A 16,244-nucleotide genomic window follows, 5' to 3' on the forward strand; every position below is an offset into this window, starting at 1 on the left:
CATCATGAAAAAATTACTCATTCTTGGTTTCACAATCTGTTTCTTGGTTCTTGCCGCTTGTGGTCATCAGGAAACAAAGAACTCTGCGAATCAAAACAATAACGGAACACCTAAGATTGCTTCCTTATCTATTCATTTAACGAATGATCTATTAGCACTCGGCATCAAACCTGCTGGTTCTGTTGTAGGGGGAGATTTAAAGGACTTCCTTCCACATGCCAAAAAGCAACTGAAAGATACGAAAAAGTTAGGCATTGCCGCAGACCCAGATATGGAGTCTCTTCTCGCTTTAGACCCAGATGTGATTTATGTGGATGAAGAACTGGCTGGACAAGACCTGTCAAAATACAAAAAAATTGCTAAAACAGAAGTTTTCAATTTAAATGACGGCACTTGGCGTGATCATTTAAAAAAGATCGCAAAACTAGTGAATAAAGAAAAAGAAGCCGATCAATATATCAAGGATTATGACAATGAAGCGAAAGAAGTCAAATCGCTCATACAAAACAAAATTGGCAACGGAAAAGTGATGGCCATCCGCGTTACTGCAAAGGAACTTCGTGTATTTAGTATGAAGCGTCCGATGGGCCCTATTTTATACGAGGATTTAGGTCTTACACCTGCAGAAGGTGTGAAGAAGCTTGACAGCAAGCGTCCGTTTGAAGTCATCTCACAAGAGGTTCTTCCTGATTTTGATGCAGATGCCATTTTTGTGGTCGTCAATCGAGATGACAAAGCGCAGCAAGCATTCAAGCAATTAGAGCAGACACCGATTTGGAAAGGTTTAAAAGCCGTTAAGAAAAACCAAGTATACACGATTGCCGATCAGCCATGGCTCGATTACTCAGCTTTAGGTAATAAAATGGCTATGGATGAAGCAAAAGAAATGTTTTCTAAATAATGACAGTATAAAGGCATCACTCCACACATAGGAATGATGTCTCTTTTTTTGATTCTTTCTTCTATTCATTTGCGTCTTGCATACATATGAGAGAGAACGAGCAGTTGCCGCCCGCGTGTAGGGGAAAGGGAGGGATACAGTTGAAGGTTGAAAAAATTAGTGCAGGTACCATTACACGGCTTGTATTGCTTTTGTTGGCATTGGTCAACAGTGCGCTAACCGCTGCGGGGAAAAGCCCAATTCCAATTGATGAAGAAGGCGTTCAGCAATTCATTACGCTAGCTTTTCTCGCGATTACATCACTTTGGGCCTATTGGAAAAACAATGATATTTCAAAAAAAGCACGGACAAAGACAGAAGAATAAGAGAAAAGCAGAGCCTTTTTATCTCAAAAAGGCTCTCTTTCTTCGAGCAGTCAGTTGACTGTTCTCCCCGCAAAATCATGCTATCTATAAAGGCTTATGCTCGAGGCTTACCCATGTTGGTGAGAAAAGCTTTTACTTCCTCAATGGTTAATCCAATGGCCTTTGCTTCACTCATGAGACGTTTCCACTCCGCAATATTAGAATCGGTTAGCTTTCTATGTGTGACATGTAACGTCTTTGTTTCCTGCTCCTTTCGAAATGTTTGTAGCAGCTTATACAGCTCTTCCTTTGGCATACCGGACTGGACAGCATTGACAAGATGCTCCCGCCATTTCTGCTCCCCCTCAGATTGATGAAACATGATCGTTTCTGCATCAAGCAACTCTTGCAAATCAATTTCCAGTGAAGAGGATACTTTCTTTAAAAACTGGACAGATGGGTTCCGGTGGACACCACGCTCAATTTTACTCAAATATGACTTAGAGATTTGGGCATCTTCGGCCAGTTGATGAATGGAGTATCCCTTTCTCTTTCGGTAAATACGTATCACCTTTCCTATCATTCTATCTATGATCTCCCTTCTCCCCGCAAAAAGTTCTATGACCTTTTTGTTCATTATAAGGAATAAAATGTTCTTTATAAAATTCAAAAACGTAAGAAACAAGAAGTAAACAAAAGAAAACGAACGATTTTGTTCGTTAAAAAGAACCATAAGACCTATTATGACATTTTTCTTTGCGGGTAATATCTTTTATAATCCAATCATTAACAAAAAGAAACCATATATAACCTTTTATGATGAAATCGGGAGGGTATCTATGAATGAGAATATAGGTTTTAAGCATCTGTTTTCAGTTGTCAAAGAGAAAATGGCCCTTCTAATCCTGATTGTCCTGATCGTAACAGGCATTTCAGCCTACTATCAGTTTTATGTCCTGACTCCTGTATATCAGGCGACCACTCAAGTTCTTGTTCATAACAGGAGCAATGATGCACAAACGAATTTAAACGATATTCAGATAGACCTTCAATATACACGTACATTTCAAGTCCTGCTTAAAAGTCCGATTGTCATTGAAAAAGTAAAAGAAAAACTCAATCTCACAGAATCTACTGAAGGATTAAAACACAAAATTGCCACAAGTACAGAAAATGAGTCAGAGGTCATAAATATTTCTGTACAAGATGAAGACCCCAAGCAGGCAGCTGCGATCGCCAATACGGCGACAGAAGTACTACAAGATGAAATCAAGGAAACAATGAATATGGATCGCATTCATATTTTGTCCAAAGCCAGAATGTCAAATACTAGCCTTGTTAATTCAAGGAAATTCGTTCATATCGTTCTGGCACTAGGTGCCTCTTTATTAGGAGGAATCACACTCATTTTCTTAATCAATTTACTTGATGATACTGTAAAACGAACACATCAAATAAGAGAAGAGATTGGATTGCTAATGCTCGGAAGTGTCTATCAAATGCAAGCAGACAGGCAGGCAAAAAAAGACAAGCGGTCCGTTATAACGGGAGGACATAACATTGATCTTTAAGAGGAAGAAACGAGAAAAACGAGATTTATCATGTATTTCTGTACTGAATCCTCATTCTGTCATTGCAGAACAATTTCGCACGATACGAACCAATATCGAATTTACATCCATCCAAACAAGGTTGAAGTCGATATTGGTGACATCCTCATTACCGAAAGAAGGGAAATCGTTTACGGCTGCGAATTTAGCAGCTGTTTTTGCACAGCAGAAAAAGCGGGTTCTACTGATGGATGCTGATTTACGAAAGCCAACGGTCCATGAATATTTTGACCTGAGCCATCACACTGGTTTGACTAATGTGCTATTACATAACTGTAGCTTGGAGGAAGCCATTTTACCTACAACGATTGAACATTTGGCGCTGCTTCCTAGCGGGACCATTCCGCCGAATCCCGCTGAGCTTCTATCATCTTCTGTGATGAAGCAGTTATTTTATGAAATAGAACAGCAATATGACATGGTGATTGTTGATTCAGCGCCGCTTTTGCCCGTCGCCGATGCAAAAATATTGGCGAATCGTACGGATGGTATCATTCTTGTTGTATTAAGTGGAAAAACAAAGATCGCCGCAGTGAAAAAGTCAAAAGAAGTGTTAGAAGGAACGACAGGCAAGCTACTCGGGGCTATGCTAAATGGGAAAAAAGAGAAAAAAAGCAGGCTGTATATGTATTAAGAAGATCGAAAGGTGATGTCTCCTAATCTCTAACAACGGAGGTACTCGATCCTGCTGTGGGCATATGATATGCCTTAGACGCTCGTCGTCAAAGGTGGGATGTGAGGAAGGGTTTGATGCCCATTTTGAGTAAGCATTCGTGATGTTGAAAAAGGGGGAGGAGCATTGACTTACGCCCAAAGATTATCAATGATCGTAGCGCTGGATTCATATCTCATTTTAGTGGCAGTCTTTTTTGGGTTCAAATTTGTCCAAGAAATCGCTTTATCAGTTTATTCATTTGAAATGCTTGTCATTTCTTCACTAAGCCTTCTCATTGGACACCATTTATTTGCGCACATTTTCCATGTGTACAAGCAAGTATGGGCATATACAGGCATCCGAGAGTTGTTCTCTTTAATGAAAACATTTATTTTCTCTTTTTTATTTTCGATCTCTATGCTTTATCTATTTGTACAGACACTCCCTTTTCGCTTGTTATTCATCATTTGGATTTTCCATGTGCTGTTCATCGGCGCATCTCGCATGGCGTCGAGGCTTTTTCATGATGGGGCAAAACGGTTCCAGGAAGAAAAGGAGCGAGCCTTAATCATTGGGGCCGGATCGGCCGGGACCATTATTGTTCGCCAACTTCAGCAGTCAAACGACCTGCATATGGAGCCGGTGGCCTTTATTGATGATGATAAAACGAAGCATAAGCTTGAAATAATGGGTCTGCCAGTGCTCGGTGGAAAAGAAAAAATTCAATCATCTGTGATTCTGTTGAATATTCAAAAGATCATCATTGCGATTCCGTCCAAAAGCAACCACACGTTAACAGAATTGTATAAGGAGTGTGTGGCAACTGGAGTCAAAACACAAATTATGCCGGAAATGGAGCAGATTTTAAGAGGAACTCATGCGCTGAATCAATTACGGGATGTGCAGCCGGAGGACTTGTTAGGGAGAGAGCCGATTCAATTAGATACAAGCTGTCTATCAGTCAATTTAAAGGGAAAAACGATTCTTGTGACAGGCGCAGGTGGGTCCATCGGATCTGAAATATGTCGTCAAATCTGTGTGTTTGCTCCTAAAGCGATTGTTCTTGTGGGACATGGGGAATTTAGCATTCATTCTATTTTACTAGAGTTAACAGAATTATATGGAGACAGCATTCGTCTCTATCCACAAATTGCGGATATTCAAGATCAACAGAAAATGGTTGATATCGTCGGTCATTTTCAGCCAGATATGATTTATCATGCAGCGGCACATAAACATGTTCCGCTAATGGAGATTAGCCCGAAAGAAGCGGTGAAAAACAATGTCATTGGAACAAAAAATGTTGCAGAAGCCGCACATCTGCACGGAGTTGAAACATTTGTGCTCATTTCATCTGACAAAGCAGTGAACCCTGCCAATGTGATGGGAGCCACAAAGCGATTTGCTGAAATGCTGATCATGCAAATGGGAGCAAACAGTGACACAAAGTTTGTGGCGGTCCGTTTTGGGAATGTGCTCGGGAGCAGGGGGAGCGTCATCCCAATCTTTAAAAAGCAAATTGAAAAAGGCGGACCTGTCACTGTCACACATCCGGCTATGACTAGATACTTTATGACGATCCCAGAAGCATCAAGGCTTGTCATTCAAGCAGGTGCACTTGCAAAAGGAAGAGAGATATTTGTCCTAGATATGGGGGAGCCAGTCAAAATTGTCGACCTCGCAGAAAACCTCATTCACCTCTCAGGCTATACCACAGATCAGATTCCAATCATATTTACGGGCATTCGCCCTGGGGAGAAAATGCACGAGGAATTACTCAACCACCATGAAAAAGCGCAGGAACAGGTCTTCCCTAAAATTCATATTGGACGTGCGCTAGACGGTGATCCATATGTGTTGAACCAGTTTATTCAAGAATTTGAAAAGCTGAGTGATGAGCAGATGAGACAAGCTTTATTCACTGCCATCGAGTCTAAGGATTTGTTGTCTAAACAGATGAAGAGAGAGGAGAAAACGCATACAAATGAAGAAAAAAGTCTTGTTTTGCGCAACGGTTGAGTATCACTTTAAAGCTTTTCATCTTCCTTATTTTCAATGGTTTCAGCAACAAGGATGGGAAGTGCATACTGCTGCCAATGGTCAGCTAAAGTTGCCGTTTGTGGACCAATCTCATTCCATTCCTATTCAGCGTTCTCCTTTTCATTTACACAATCGGCTTGCTTATGTTGAGCTAAAGAATCTGTTGGAAACGCAGCATTATGATCTCATTCATTGTCATACACCTATGGGGAGTGTGATTAGTAGACTTGCAGCTCAACACACCCGTAAAAGAGGGACGAAGGTACTTTACACAGCGCATGGTTTCCACTTTTGGAAGGGAGCGCCGTTTCTTAATTGGCTGCTTTATTATCCCATTGAGAAATGGCTCGTTAAATATACAGATGGTCTCATCACCATTAACCAAGAAGATTATGAAAGAGCAAGTCGTCTGTCAAAAGAGCGGACAGCCGTTCATTATATTCCTGGCATGGGAGTTGATATGAATCGCTTTACACCAGTCGATGACAAAGAAAAACAGCACCTTCGCCGCAAGTATGGCTTTTCCAAGCAGGACTTTATCGTGCTTTGTGCTGGGGAATTGAATGCAAATAAAAATCAAGGCATGCTTATTAAAGCCAGTGCACAGCTTTATGAACAGATTCCGAATTTGAAGGTTGTGTTTGCTGGGGAAGGAACAAGCCGGCAGACCTATGAACAGTTGGTGCACCGGTTGCATCTTAAACAGCATGTTCACTTCGCTGGTTTTTGCAGAAGAATAGAGGACTGGATGAATCTATGTGATGTATGTGTCTCGACAAGTCATAGGGAAGGACTTGGCATGAATATACTTGAGGCAATGTGTGTTGAAAAGCCGGTTATCGCGACTGATAACAGAGGACATTGCGAGCTTGTCAAACCAGGTGTGAATGGCTTTTTAGTGAAACCTCATGATGTGAATGGCTTAGCTGATTATATTCACCAACTCTATCACCAAAAGGAGCATCTTCGCTTGATGGGACAAGCCGGTCGTTCCCTTGCCTCCTCATTTGCACATGAGCAGACGGTCAGTGAAATGGCTCGTATTTATACAGCTTATATGAATCAAACAGAAAAGGTGATGCAGCATGCATAAGCCGAAGGTATCCGTCATCATGGGCGTATACAATTGTCAAGATACAGTAGAAGAAAGCATTGAATCTATCATTTATCAAACGTATCAAAATTGGGAACTCATTATATGTGATGATGCATCAACAGATGGCACCTATGAGAAAGTCCTCCCTTTTACAAAGCGTGATCCTGAAAGAATCCGTCTTATTCAAAACAAGGAAAACCAAAAACTTGCCACCAGCTTGAATCGCTGCTTAGCTGAGGCAAAGGGAGAATGGATTGCAAGACAGGATGGAGACGATCTGTCGGTGTCGACACGTTTGGAAAAACAGGTCCGTTTCCTAGCAACAAATCCTGATTATGATGTGGTTGGAACAGCGATGACGGTGTTTGATGAGTCAGGAACAAAAGGGGTGCGAGCACTTGCATCAGAGCCCGATCGAAAGGTGTTAGCAAGGGGAACACCCTTTTGTCATGCAACCATTATGATGAAGGCTTCCGCGTACAACACTTTAAATGGATATCGCTCAGTGAAAACAACCCGGCGTATGGAAGATATCGACCTATGGATTCGCTTTTTTGCCGCTGGGATGAAGGGGTTTAATCTACAGGAGCCTTTATACCTTGTCAGAGAAGATGAAGCCGCTTTTAAGCGGCGTAAGTTTCGTTATTCTATTGATCATGCATGGCTTGTCTTGAAGGCATGCTGGATATTAAAATTGGCGCCGCTTGATTATATGTATGTGCTCAAGCCGATTGTTCGTTCCTGTTTATCACCAACGATCATGCGGTTCTATCATCATCGGAAGCTGAGGAAATCTGTTATAAAAAGGAGTGCAATACGGGATGAATGAGCCGAAGCGAGTGTTGCATATTGTGGGCGGTATGAACCGCGGGGGAGCAGAAACCATGATTATGAACTTATATCGTGCGCTCGATAGAACCTTCCTTCAATTTGATTTCATTACCCACCGAGAAGAGGCTTGTGATTATGATGAAGAAATTCGTCAGCTAGGCGGCCGCATATTTTACGTACCGAGTATTGGGGCATCCTCCCCTTGGTCTTTTGTGAAAAAACTTGCGGATACCATTAAACAAACTGGACCTTATCAGGCGGTGCATGCGCATACGGATTTTCAAACAGGATTTTCAGCGTTTTCTGCAAAAATGGCAGGAGTTCAGTTGCGAATCTGTCATTCACATAATACCGCCTGGAAACAGTCTCCAAGCTGGTTCGATCTTTGGATGCTCAAAGGGTTTCGCCTGCTCATCCTCTTCTTTTCTACTAAGCTTGTTGCATGTGGCGAAGAGGCTGGTGCCTTTTTATTTGGAAAGAATAAGATGAAGAGTGGACGGGTGGACATTTTGCCAAATGGCATTGATGTGAACATGTTTCATCAGCCGAAAGAAGAGTCGAAGGCGCAAATGAAGAAAAAACTGAATCTCCACGAAAAGAAACTTGTAATCGGTCATATCGGGCGTTTTCATGAGCAAAAAAATCATTCTTTTTTGATCCATTTGGCTCGTACATTCAAGAAACAGGGTGTCTCATTTCAGCTAGTACTTGTGGGGGATGGACCGCTGCGAAAAGAGATAGAAGCGTGCGCTATTCATGAAGGGGTGAGGGATGAGATTGTTTTTACTGGAATCGTATCAAAGGTTCCGCAGTATATGAAAGCATTTGACGTCTTTGTGATGCCCTCCTTGTTTGAAGGTCTTCCGCTTGTATTAGTGGAAGCTCAGGCAACTGGATTGCCCTGTGTGATTTCAGATCATATTACAAAGGAAGCTGATCTAGGTTGTGGACTAATCAAACGGAGATCGCTACAGGCTTCAGAGCATGAATGGATGAAAACGATTCTTGAAGCTGTTCAAGCGGAGTCACCTGCTCAAGAAACAATTACCTCTCTGCTTGAAAAAAGGGGATTTGATGTGAAACAGAACATCACAGGTGTGATGAACTTATATGGATTGTAAGGAAGGAATGGCAGATGGCGGTTTATTTGGTCAATATGATCATGGTGTATGTATGGTCGAGTTTTGCCGCATATTATGGCAGGCGTGATGATACGATTCAAAGCGGGTGGCGACCTAACAAGCTTCTGGTGTTCTTTCCATTTTTATTTCTTTGCATTGTAGCAGGTATTCGGTACAAAGTGGGAACTGATTTTGTAACCTATGGACAGATGTACGAGTTCTCGGTCAATTATGAAAAGCCATGGCATATATTTGGTTTTGGAGTCGACAAGGCCGCAACCGACCCAGGGTTTACGCTCATGTTATGGGTATTAAATCAAATCTCTCATCATCCGCAAATCATGTATGTCACGGTAGGGATGATTACCTATTTTTTTGTTATCAAAACGCTATACCATTATGGCAGGCCTTTTGAGCTTAGTATGCTACTTTTTCTCGGAACCTTTCATTATTATGCCTCGTTTAATGGGATGCGGCAGTATATGGTCGCTTCCGTTCTTTTTTATGCGATAAAATTTGTGATCAATGGTCAGTGGACATTGTATTTCCCGCTCGTTCTTTTTTGTTCATTGTTTCATTCGTCCGCACTGATTATGATTCCTGTTTATTTTATCGTGAGAACAAAGGCGTGGTCATGGATGATGCTTGTTCTCTGTATGGTTTTCTTAGGTTTAACGGCTCTTTATGATCGATTCGTCTCGTTGTTTGTTGTGATGCTGCAAGGAAGCGCTTATGGTCATTATGAAGAATGGCTGACAACGAATACCAATGGAATGAATGTGACGAAAATCGGCGTGCTGATCCTGCCGCTGCTGCTTGCTTTTTTTTATCGAAAAAGACTTCGTGAGCTAACACTAGACAGTGATTATATTGTAAATTTTTGTTTGCTTGGCTTTTTATTTGGCATCCTTGCAACGAAAGATGTGATTTATGCAAGGTTTCATATTTATTTTGGGCTGTATCAGCTCATTTTACTGCCATATTTCACACGTATTTTTGAGCGGCGTACCAATCTCTTTATGTATGTAGGCATTGCCGTCTGTTATATTTTGTACAGCATGATGCTGATGCCATTTGACTCTTCTGTTTTACCGTTTAGGACAATCTTTTCAAAGTAGATTTGAAGAAAGGAGGACAAGTCGTCATGCCAGCCATCAGTTTATTGGTCGCAGTCTACAATACGAGTCAATATGTAGAGAAATGCCTTCAATCTATTGCAGAGCAAAGTTTTTCGGATATAGAAGTCATTCTTGTAAATGATGGATCGACGGATCACTCTGGGGAAATGATTGAAGCGTTTGCTGAGCGGGATGCTCGTTTTCGGGTGATTCATCAGTCTAATCAAGGGTTAGGGGCTGTGAGAAATCGAGGCATTGAAGAAGCAAAAGGAACGTATATTGCCTTTATTGATTCAGATGATACACTTGCACCTCATTATTGTGAGGCTTTCTATCAGAAAGCTGAAATGACAGGGGCAGATCTTGTCGTGAGTGAATACTATATTCAGTTTGAACAGTCGAGACGAACACTTTCTACCGATCTCTTACAATATCAAACAGAAAAGAAGACGAATTTAATGGATGCATTATTACATGGAAAGATCACAGGATTCTCATGGAATAAGCTGTATCGGCGTGATTTTATGCAAAAACACAACATCCGTTTTCCGCTACGGGATGAGCTTGAGCATATAGAAGATCAGTATGTCACGCTCCGCTGCTTTTATTTATCAAATGTCATTGCCTTTGTTCATGCACCTCTTTATTATTACCGGGTACATCTGTCGTCGATTGTACAGCGATATCAAAAGCAATATTTTCAACATGGACGAACGTTTTATGATGTGCAGCGTTTGTTTTTGAAGACGTATGAAGATTTAGCACCATATGAGAAGGCCTTGGATTTCTTTATTGTCAATCATACGCTGCATTGTATGCTCAATGAATGGAAAAGCCAAAATTCCCTCTCTTTTCAGCAACGGCTGGACCATATTCGGGAAATGGTCACAAATGAGTCGTTTCAGCATGCGGTCAAACAAGTGGAAACATCAAAGCTCACCATGCGGAAGCGAATGATTCTGTTTTTTGCGAAGTATCAATGGGTCTATCCGCTTTCTGCCGCAATGTCAATCTATCAAAAATGGATTGAATATCAAACGAGGAAATAAGGGGTGATCATATTCATGCTTCAACAATTAAAGGCACACGTAGCAGAGTGGCTGTTGTTAAAAGTGAAATATCCATGTGAGTATATGCTGAGTCGCCGCGAGCTTCCAGAGTTGAGCAAGCAGAAGAAAATCATTCTCACGCTACTGCCGGCACATGATAATCTAGGTGATCACGCCATTGCCTATGCCAGCTATCGTTTTTTTAAGGAGCATTTTCCTACATATCAAATCGTTGAAGTGGGCACGAGAGAGATTTATCGTCTAGCGCGTCCACTGAAACATGCGAAACATCCAGATGACCTTGTCTGTATCATCGGCGGAGGCAATATGGGGGATTTATACCGCTATGAGGAATGGATAAGGCAATTTATGATGAAAATCTTTCATTCATACCCCTTGATCCAACTGCCCGCTACCGTTCATTTTACAGCAACGAAGAAAGGGGAAAAGGCGGAACGTCGTGCCATTCAAACGTATGCACATCACCCGAGACTGCTCTTGATGGCAAGAGATCAAACCACATATCAATGGATGCAGCGTCATTTTCCTGAAAAAGATGTGTGGAAACAACCTGATATGGTGCTATCTTTAGACGAATCGTCAAAAAAACACAAAAGAGAAGGGATTTTACTTTGTTTACGAGAGGATAAGGAGGCCTATCTTCCCCCTCACAAGCGAAGTCAATTACAGCAAAGTGTAAAAAAGGAGTATGAAAAAGTCGCTCTTTTTACAACGACGATTGGAAAACGAGTAGATCGAACAACACGCTTAGAAGAATTATCATCACTATGGAACCAATTAAGGCAAACGCAAGTGGTCGTGACGGATCGTTTACATGGCATGATATTTTGTGCAATTACGAATACGCCATGTGTTGTCCTAAGATCTTTTGACCATAAGGTGATGGAAGGATATGAATGGGTGTCACACCTCCCGTTTCTCACGCTTTTAAAAGAACCGAATGATGCAAATGTAAAACAGGCCATTACCCATTATATGAATACACACGATCACCACAAGAGGAAAAAGGGAGAGGAAGCGGGATGACTGTCCTAAAACGCTGTGTAAAAAGACAATGAACCGCGCGTTTCTTTACAACCTAAGCGCCAACTTCACCACGTTTGTCCTGATGATGATTATATCGGTTTGCTTGACCCCTTATATTGTTCATACTCTTGGAGTAGAAGCTTTTGGTTTGATCCATCTCACGCAAAACATGATGAACTATTTATCGGTCATTACCGCTTCATTGAGTGCCGTCGTCGTTCGTTTTTTCTCTGTTGCTGCACTTAAAGGGGAAATGGAGAAGGCACAGAGCTATCTCGCTTCTTATTTCGTCAGCTCTGTATTGTTATCAATTATTTTATTCATACCTTGTCTTTTATTGTCTAAGCATCTGATTAAATGGCTCCATGTTCCCCTTCCTCTCGCACATGAGACTCAGATCGCCTTTATCTTAGGGGGTCTTTTATTTATGCTCAATTTCGTCATGTCAGGCATTGGGGCTGCGCCATTTTATGCCAATAAGCTATATGTATCAAGTGCTGGACAGACCGTTCAGATGTTTTGCAGGGCGCTGAGCATTGTCCTTTTGTTTACTTTCACAACGCCAAACATTTGGCATATTCCTTTCGCCGCCATCATTGGGAGTTTAGCGGCTATGGGTTTTGGCATCTACTATTTTAAGAAACTCATTCCTTGGTTTTCATTTAAATGGCGATATGTCTCTCTTTCTTCTAGTCTCGCCCTTGTCAGGTCAGGGGTATGGCATTCATTTGAGCAAATGGGGATTTTGTTGTTTTTGCAAATTGATTTATTGATGACCAACTTGCTGATTGGTGCTGAAGCGACCGGAAAGTATGCTGCCATTTTACAATTCCCGTTATTATTGCGAACGCTGGCAGGTACACTAGCTGTCGTCTTTGCACCGACTATTACAAAATTTTACTCGAATCAGGATGAAGAGGGACTCATTCAGTATGCCGCAAACGCCATCAAATGGAGCGGTTTATTTGTTGCTTTCCCAGCAGCACTTCTAGGAGGACTAGCTGGTCCACTAATGTTTCTCTGGCTTGGACCGGTCTTTGAAGAACTAAAATGGTTGCTGATGATTCATGCTGCTTATTTGTGTATGACGCTCATATTTTTGCCACTGACATACGTGCCGGCTGCTTTTAACCGCTTTAAAATTCCAGCCGTTGTCACGCTTATATTAGGGGCTGCCAATGTTCTGCTCGCTTATGGACTCACTCATATGCTCAAGCTCGGCTTATATGGCATTGCATCAGCGGGTGCACTTGTCTTAATGATCAAAAATATCGTGTTTCTACCGCTTTATACATCAAAGATAACGAAACAGAAATGCTGGATTTTTTACAAACATATAATTGTCCCGTTTAGTGGCGCTTTGTTTATATGGAGCATATGTGTTGGTATTCAAATGATCTATCAAGTGACCTCGTGGTGGGAGCTGTTTTGCATTGGGGGAATCTGTTTCATTCTCTACATGGGCTACTTGTATCAATTTGCAGGAACAAAACAAGAGCGGGTGCATCTAGTGTGTAAAGTCAAACAAGCAGTCGCTAATCGAGTTGTCTCCCGCTAGAGTGAAAAGGAGATTCAATCATGAAAAGAATGATCGATGTTGTCGTGGCGCTTATCCTGCTCATAGCAGGCAGCTTTCTTTTTCTTCTTATCTATGGACTCATCAGGTGGAGAATTGGCGCCCCTGTGATTTTTCGCCAAGAAAGACCTGGTCTATATGAGCGGCCGTTTATGCTGTATAAATTCCGTACAATGACAGATGACCGGGATGAAAACGGAGAACTGCTTGCAGATCACCTTCGATTAACGAAAACAGGGTCACTTATTCGAAAGCTCAGTCTTGATGAACTACCACAGCTAATCAATGTGCTCAAAGGGGATATCAGTCTTGTGGGACCAAGGCCACTTTTGATGGAGTATCTGCCGATGTATACAGAGGAGCAAGCAAGACGGCATCTTGTTATGCCAGGTATGACAGGATGGGCACAGGTGAACGGGAGAAATCACATCTCTTGGGAGGAGAAATTTGCATATGACATCTGGTACGTCGAACATCAATCCTTTTGGCTGGATTTGAAAATTTTATGGATGACCATGCTGAAAGTCATCAAAACAGAGGGGGTGCAGCAGCCTCATCATGCAACAGCTAAAAAATTTAAAGGCACAGACACATAATCCACAAAAGATCGTTTTAATTGGTGCTGGTGGGCATAGTAAAGTCATTCAGGATCTCATTTTGTCACACTCTGACCACACATTGGTTGCCATATTAGATGATCAATATGAAGGTACTATTACAAGGAATGACATCCTCTATGGACCAGTTTCAATCAGTCAGCAACTGAGAGAGGATATGCCTGAAGCCAAATGGCTAATTGCCATTGGACAGAATGAGACGAGACAGAAGGTAGCTGAACGTCTCACACTTGAAAAAAAGAATTATGCAACGCTTATTCATCCGGCGGCGACCATTAGTCCATCAGCCATGATTGAACGAGGAACGGTCATTATGGCAAAGGCTGTTGTTCAAGCAGATGCGAAGGTTGGTGAACACACCATTATCAACACGGGGGCTGTCGTGGAACATGACTGCTCGCTCTCATCTTTTGTTCACCTTTCACCTGGAGCCATACTAACCGGCCATGTTTCGGTATGCGAGGGAGCCCATATCGGTGCAGGTGCTGTTGTGATACCTGGAAAATCAATTGGACGTTGGAGTGTCATTGGAGCAGGAGCGGCAGTGACCAGCGATATACAGGATGATATGACCGCAGTAGGAGTTCCAGCTATTGTGATAAAAGATCGTTGGAAAGGTGAGATATCGTGAATGAATGGGACCGTATCTATTTATCCCCTCCCCATATGAGCGGAAAGGAATATATGAAAGTGAAGGAAGCTTTTCAAAGCAATTGGATTGCGCCGCTAGGACCATTTGTCAATGAGTTTGAGCATGTTGTAGCAGGCTATGCGGGGGTCAAAGCAGGAGCGGCCCTGTCTTCAGGAACAGCGGCGATTCATCTGGCTTTAAAACTAACCGGTGTACAAAAGGGTGATGTTGTTTTTTGTTCATCGTTAACTTTTGTTGCGAGTGCGAACCCCATTTTATATGAACAGGCGGTGCCGGTTTTTATAGATTCTGAAAAGGATACGTGGAATATGTGTCCACTAGCCTTAGAGAAAGCCTTAATTGAAGCAAAACGGCTGGGGAAAAAACCTCGTGCAGTCATTGTTGTTCATTTATATGGACAAAGTGCCAAAATGGATGAAATTGTGACCCTTTGTGAAGCATATGATGTTCCGATCATTGAAGATGCTGCTGAGTCACTAGGCTCGACGTATAAAGGACGAAAAAGCGGCTCAATAGGCATGTTTGGGGTATATTCTTTTAATGGAAATAAAATCATTTCGACCTCAGGAGGCGGAATGCTTGTGAGTGACGATGAAGAGGCTATTGATCGATGCCGCTTTCTTGCTTCACAAGCAAGAGAACCCGCTATGCACTATGAGCACGAAGAAATGGGCCACAACTACCGAATGAGCAATCTATTAGCAGGTGTTGGAGTTGCTCAAATGGAGGTATTGGACGAGCGTGTTAAAGAAAAACGCCGTATCTTCGGACGATACAAAGGAGCTTTATCCACAATGGAAGGAATTCATTTCATGCCAGAGTATCAAGAAACCAAATCCAACCGCTGGCTGACCACGATAACCATCGATCCTGCTCTTCATATTTGTCCTATGGAGATCATAGAAGCTTTAGAAAAAGAACATATTGAAGCAAGACGAGTGTGGAAGCCGCTGCACCGTCAGCCTCTCTTCCGGGATTGTCTATTCTATACAACCGCTCCAGAGGTGCCTGAATCAGAATTATTATTCCAAACAGGTCTCTGTCTGCCTTCAGGGACAAGCATGACAGAATCACAACAGGAGCGCATCATTGACATGTTGCGTTACTTTTTGCAAAAAAATCAATCTCATAACAGTAGCTTTCCTTCCTTGCACCTGTAAGGTTGTTCAATTAGCGTTCACGCCTATTTGGCACAATCTTTACTTTTATCATTTATACAGTGGGGCAATCTGGACTCTTGATGATGCAAAAATCAAGGCTGGGTCAGCACTCTTCATGCATGACAAACACCCTTTGCTATCATGACAAAGGGTGCTTTTTTCAATTCATCTCGCATTCATGTCTCTTTTCACCTGTTGATAGGCTTCATCAAGGTTTTGAATCCGTTTCAATACGACGGCATTTTTGGTCAATTGATCTTGTACAAGTGTTGATACAACAGAACGGTAGTAAGCATTCATCGCATGAATCTTGTCCTCATGCTGATTCATTGCAATATGTTGTTTCAAGTTGTCAATAAAGTATGGAACGGAAAAAAGTTCAGACATGGAAATCACTCCTCTTTCGTATATACGGTCCATCCATCTT

17 protein-coding genes are annotated in these 16,244 nt (G+C 42.0%); 15 read left to right on the forward strand and 2 right to left on the reverse strand.

The genetic code is table 11. The annotated features are described in order from the left end of the window. The first annotated feature begins 1 nt into the window (after position 1). Both ACIQCE_RS07485 and ACIQCE_RS07490 read left to right on the forward strand, forming a co-directional pair. Positions 2-901, forward strand: a complete 900-nt coding sequence (locus ACIQCE_RS07485) for an iron-hydroxamate ABC transporter substrate-binding protein (RefSeq protein ID WP_400494486.1) — start codon at positions 2-4, stop codon at positions 899-901. Positions 902-1,041: 140 nt separating this feature from the next. Next, positions 1,042-1,266 carry a phage holin gene (locus tag ACIQCE_RS07490; protein ID WP_400494241.1) on the forward strand — a complete coding sequence of 75 codons (225 nt, stop codon included), beginning with the start codon at positions 1,042-1,044 and terminating at the stop codon, positions 1,264-1,266. Positions 1,267-1,360: 94 nt separating this feature from the next. On the opposite strand, the gene slrR is transcribed toward ACIQCE_RS07490, so the two are convergent. Beyond that, positions 1,361-1,828 (reverse strand): HTH-type transcriptional regulator SlrR, encoded by a 468-nt coding sequence (gene slrR / locus ACIQCE_RS07495; RefSeq protein WP_400494242.1) that lies wholly within the window; start codon positions 1,826-1,828, stop codon positions 1,361-1,363. Between the two features lie 256 nt (positions 1,829-2,084). On the opposite strand from slrR, the gene ACIQCE_RS07500 reads away from it, so the two are divergent. The 13 genes from ACIQCE_RS07500 to ACIQCE_RS07560 all read left to right on the forward strand — a co-directional run bounded on the left by ACIQCE_RS07500 (position 2,085) and on the right by ACIQCE_RS07560 (position 15,817). After that, on the forward strand, positions 2,085-2,816 hold the full coding sequence (locus tag ACIQCE_RS07500) for a YveK family protein (RefSeq protein WP_400494243.1): 732 nt from the start codon (positions 2,085-2,087) through the stop codon (positions 2,814-2,816). Then, entirely contained in the window at positions 2,806-3,489 is a 684-nt protein-coding gene (locus ACIQCE_RS07505) for a CpsD/CapB family tyrosine-protein kinase (RefSeq protein WP_400494244.1), read from the forward strand. The genes ACIQCE_RS07500 and ACIQCE_RS07505 overlap by 11 nt, the downstream gene beginning before the upstream one ends. 165 nt (positions 3,490-3,654) lie before the next feature. Continuing rightward, positions 3,655-5,529 carry a polysaccharide biosynthesis protein gene (locus ACIQCE_RS07510; protein ID WP_400494245.1) on the forward strand — a complete coding sequence of 625 codons (1,875 nt, stop codon included), beginning with the start codon at positions 3,655-3,657 and terminating at the stop codon, positions 5,527-5,529. Beyond that, positions 5,495-6,643: a glycosyltransferase family 4 protein gene (locus tag ACIQCE_RS07515; protein ID WP_400494246.1), complete on the forward strand. Its 1,149-nt coding sequence runs from the start codon at positions 5,495-5,497 to the stop codon at positions 6,641-6,643. Before ACIQCE_RS07510 ends, ACIQCE_RS07515 begins: the two co-directional genes overlap by 35 nt. Further along, positions 6,636-7,475 (forward strand): glycosyltransferase EpsE, encoded by an 840-nt coding sequence (gene epsE / locus ACIQCE_RS07520; RefSeq protein WP_400494247.1) that lies wholly within the window; start codon positions 6,636-6,638, stop codon positions 7,473-7,475. The genes ACIQCE_RS07515 and epsE overlap by 8 nt, the downstream gene beginning before the upstream one ends. Beyond that, on the forward strand, positions 7,468-8,598 hold the full coding sequence (locus ACIQCE_RS07525; RefSeq protein ID WP_400494248.1) for a glycosyltransferase family 1 protein: 1,131 nt from the start codon (positions 7,468-7,470) through the stop codon (positions 8,596-8,598). The genes epsE and ACIQCE_RS07525 overlap by 8 nt, the downstream gene beginning before the upstream one ends. A gap of 14 nt (positions 8,599-8,612) precedes the next feature. Further along, positions 8,613-9,716: an EpsG family protein gene (locus tag ACIQCE_RS07530; RefSeq protein WP_400494249.1), complete on the forward strand. Its 1,104-nt coding sequence runs from the start codon at positions 8,613-8,615 to the stop codon at positions 9,714-9,716. A gap of 26 nt (positions 9,717-9,742) precedes the next feature. Beyond that, positions 9,743-10,765 (forward strand): glycosyltransferase family 2 protein, encoded by a 1,023-nt coding sequence (locus ACIQCE_RS07535; protein WP_400494250.1) that lies wholly within the window; start codon positions 9,743-9,745, stop codon positions 10,763-10,765. Between the two features lie 15 nt (positions 10,766-10,780). Beyond that, positions 10,781-11,812, forward strand: a complete 1,032-nt coding sequence (locus ACIQCE_RS07540; protein ID WP_400494251.1) for a polysaccharide pyruvyl transferase family protein — start codon at positions 10,781-10,783, stop codon at positions 11,810-11,812. A 28-nt stretch (positions 11,813-11,840) separates the two neighbouring features. After that, positions 11,841-13,370, forward strand: coding sequence for an MATE family efflux transporter (locus ACIQCE_RS07545; protein ID WP_400494252.1), 1,530 nt, complete (start codon positions 11,841-11,843; stop codon positions 13,368-13,370). A 20-nt stretch (positions 13,371-13,390) separates the two neighbouring features. Continuing rightward, a complete protein-coding gene (locus tag ACIQCE_RS07550) occupies positions 13,391-13,984 on the forward strand; it encodes a sugar transferase (protein WP_400494253.1) in 594 nt (197 codons plus the stop codon). Continuing rightward, a complete protein-coding gene (locus ACIQCE_RS07555) occupies positions 13,947-14,636 on the forward strand; it encodes an acetyltransferase (RefSeq protein WP_400494254.1) in 690 nt (229 codons plus the stop codon). Before ACIQCE_RS07550 ends, ACIQCE_RS07555 begins: the two co-directional genes overlap by 38 nt. A 35-nt stretch (positions 14,637-14,671) precedes the next feature. Further along, on the forward strand, positions 14,672-15,817 hold the full coding sequence (locus tag ACIQCE_RS07560) for a DegT/DnrJ/EryC1/StrS family aminotransferase (RefSeq protein ID WP_400494487.1): 1,146 nt from the start codon (positions 14,672-14,674) through the stop codon (positions 15,815-15,817). Positions 15,818-15,982: 165 nt separating this feature from the next. On the opposite strand, the gene yvfG is transcribed toward ACIQCE_RS07560, so the two are convergent. Next, a complete protein-coding gene (yvfG, locus tag ACIQCE_RS07565; protein WP_353854531.1) occupies positions 15,983-16,204 on the reverse strand; it encodes a protein YvfG in 222 nt (73 codons plus the stop codon). Between the last annotated feature and the right edge of the window lie 40 nt (positions 16,205-16,244).

The sequence above is a fragment of the Bacillus sp. NPDC093026 genome, from assembly GCF_044754665.1.
In the GTDB taxonomy this organism is placed as follows: Bacteria; Bacillota; Bacilli; order Bacillales; family Bacillaceae; genus Bacillus; species Bacillus maqinnsis.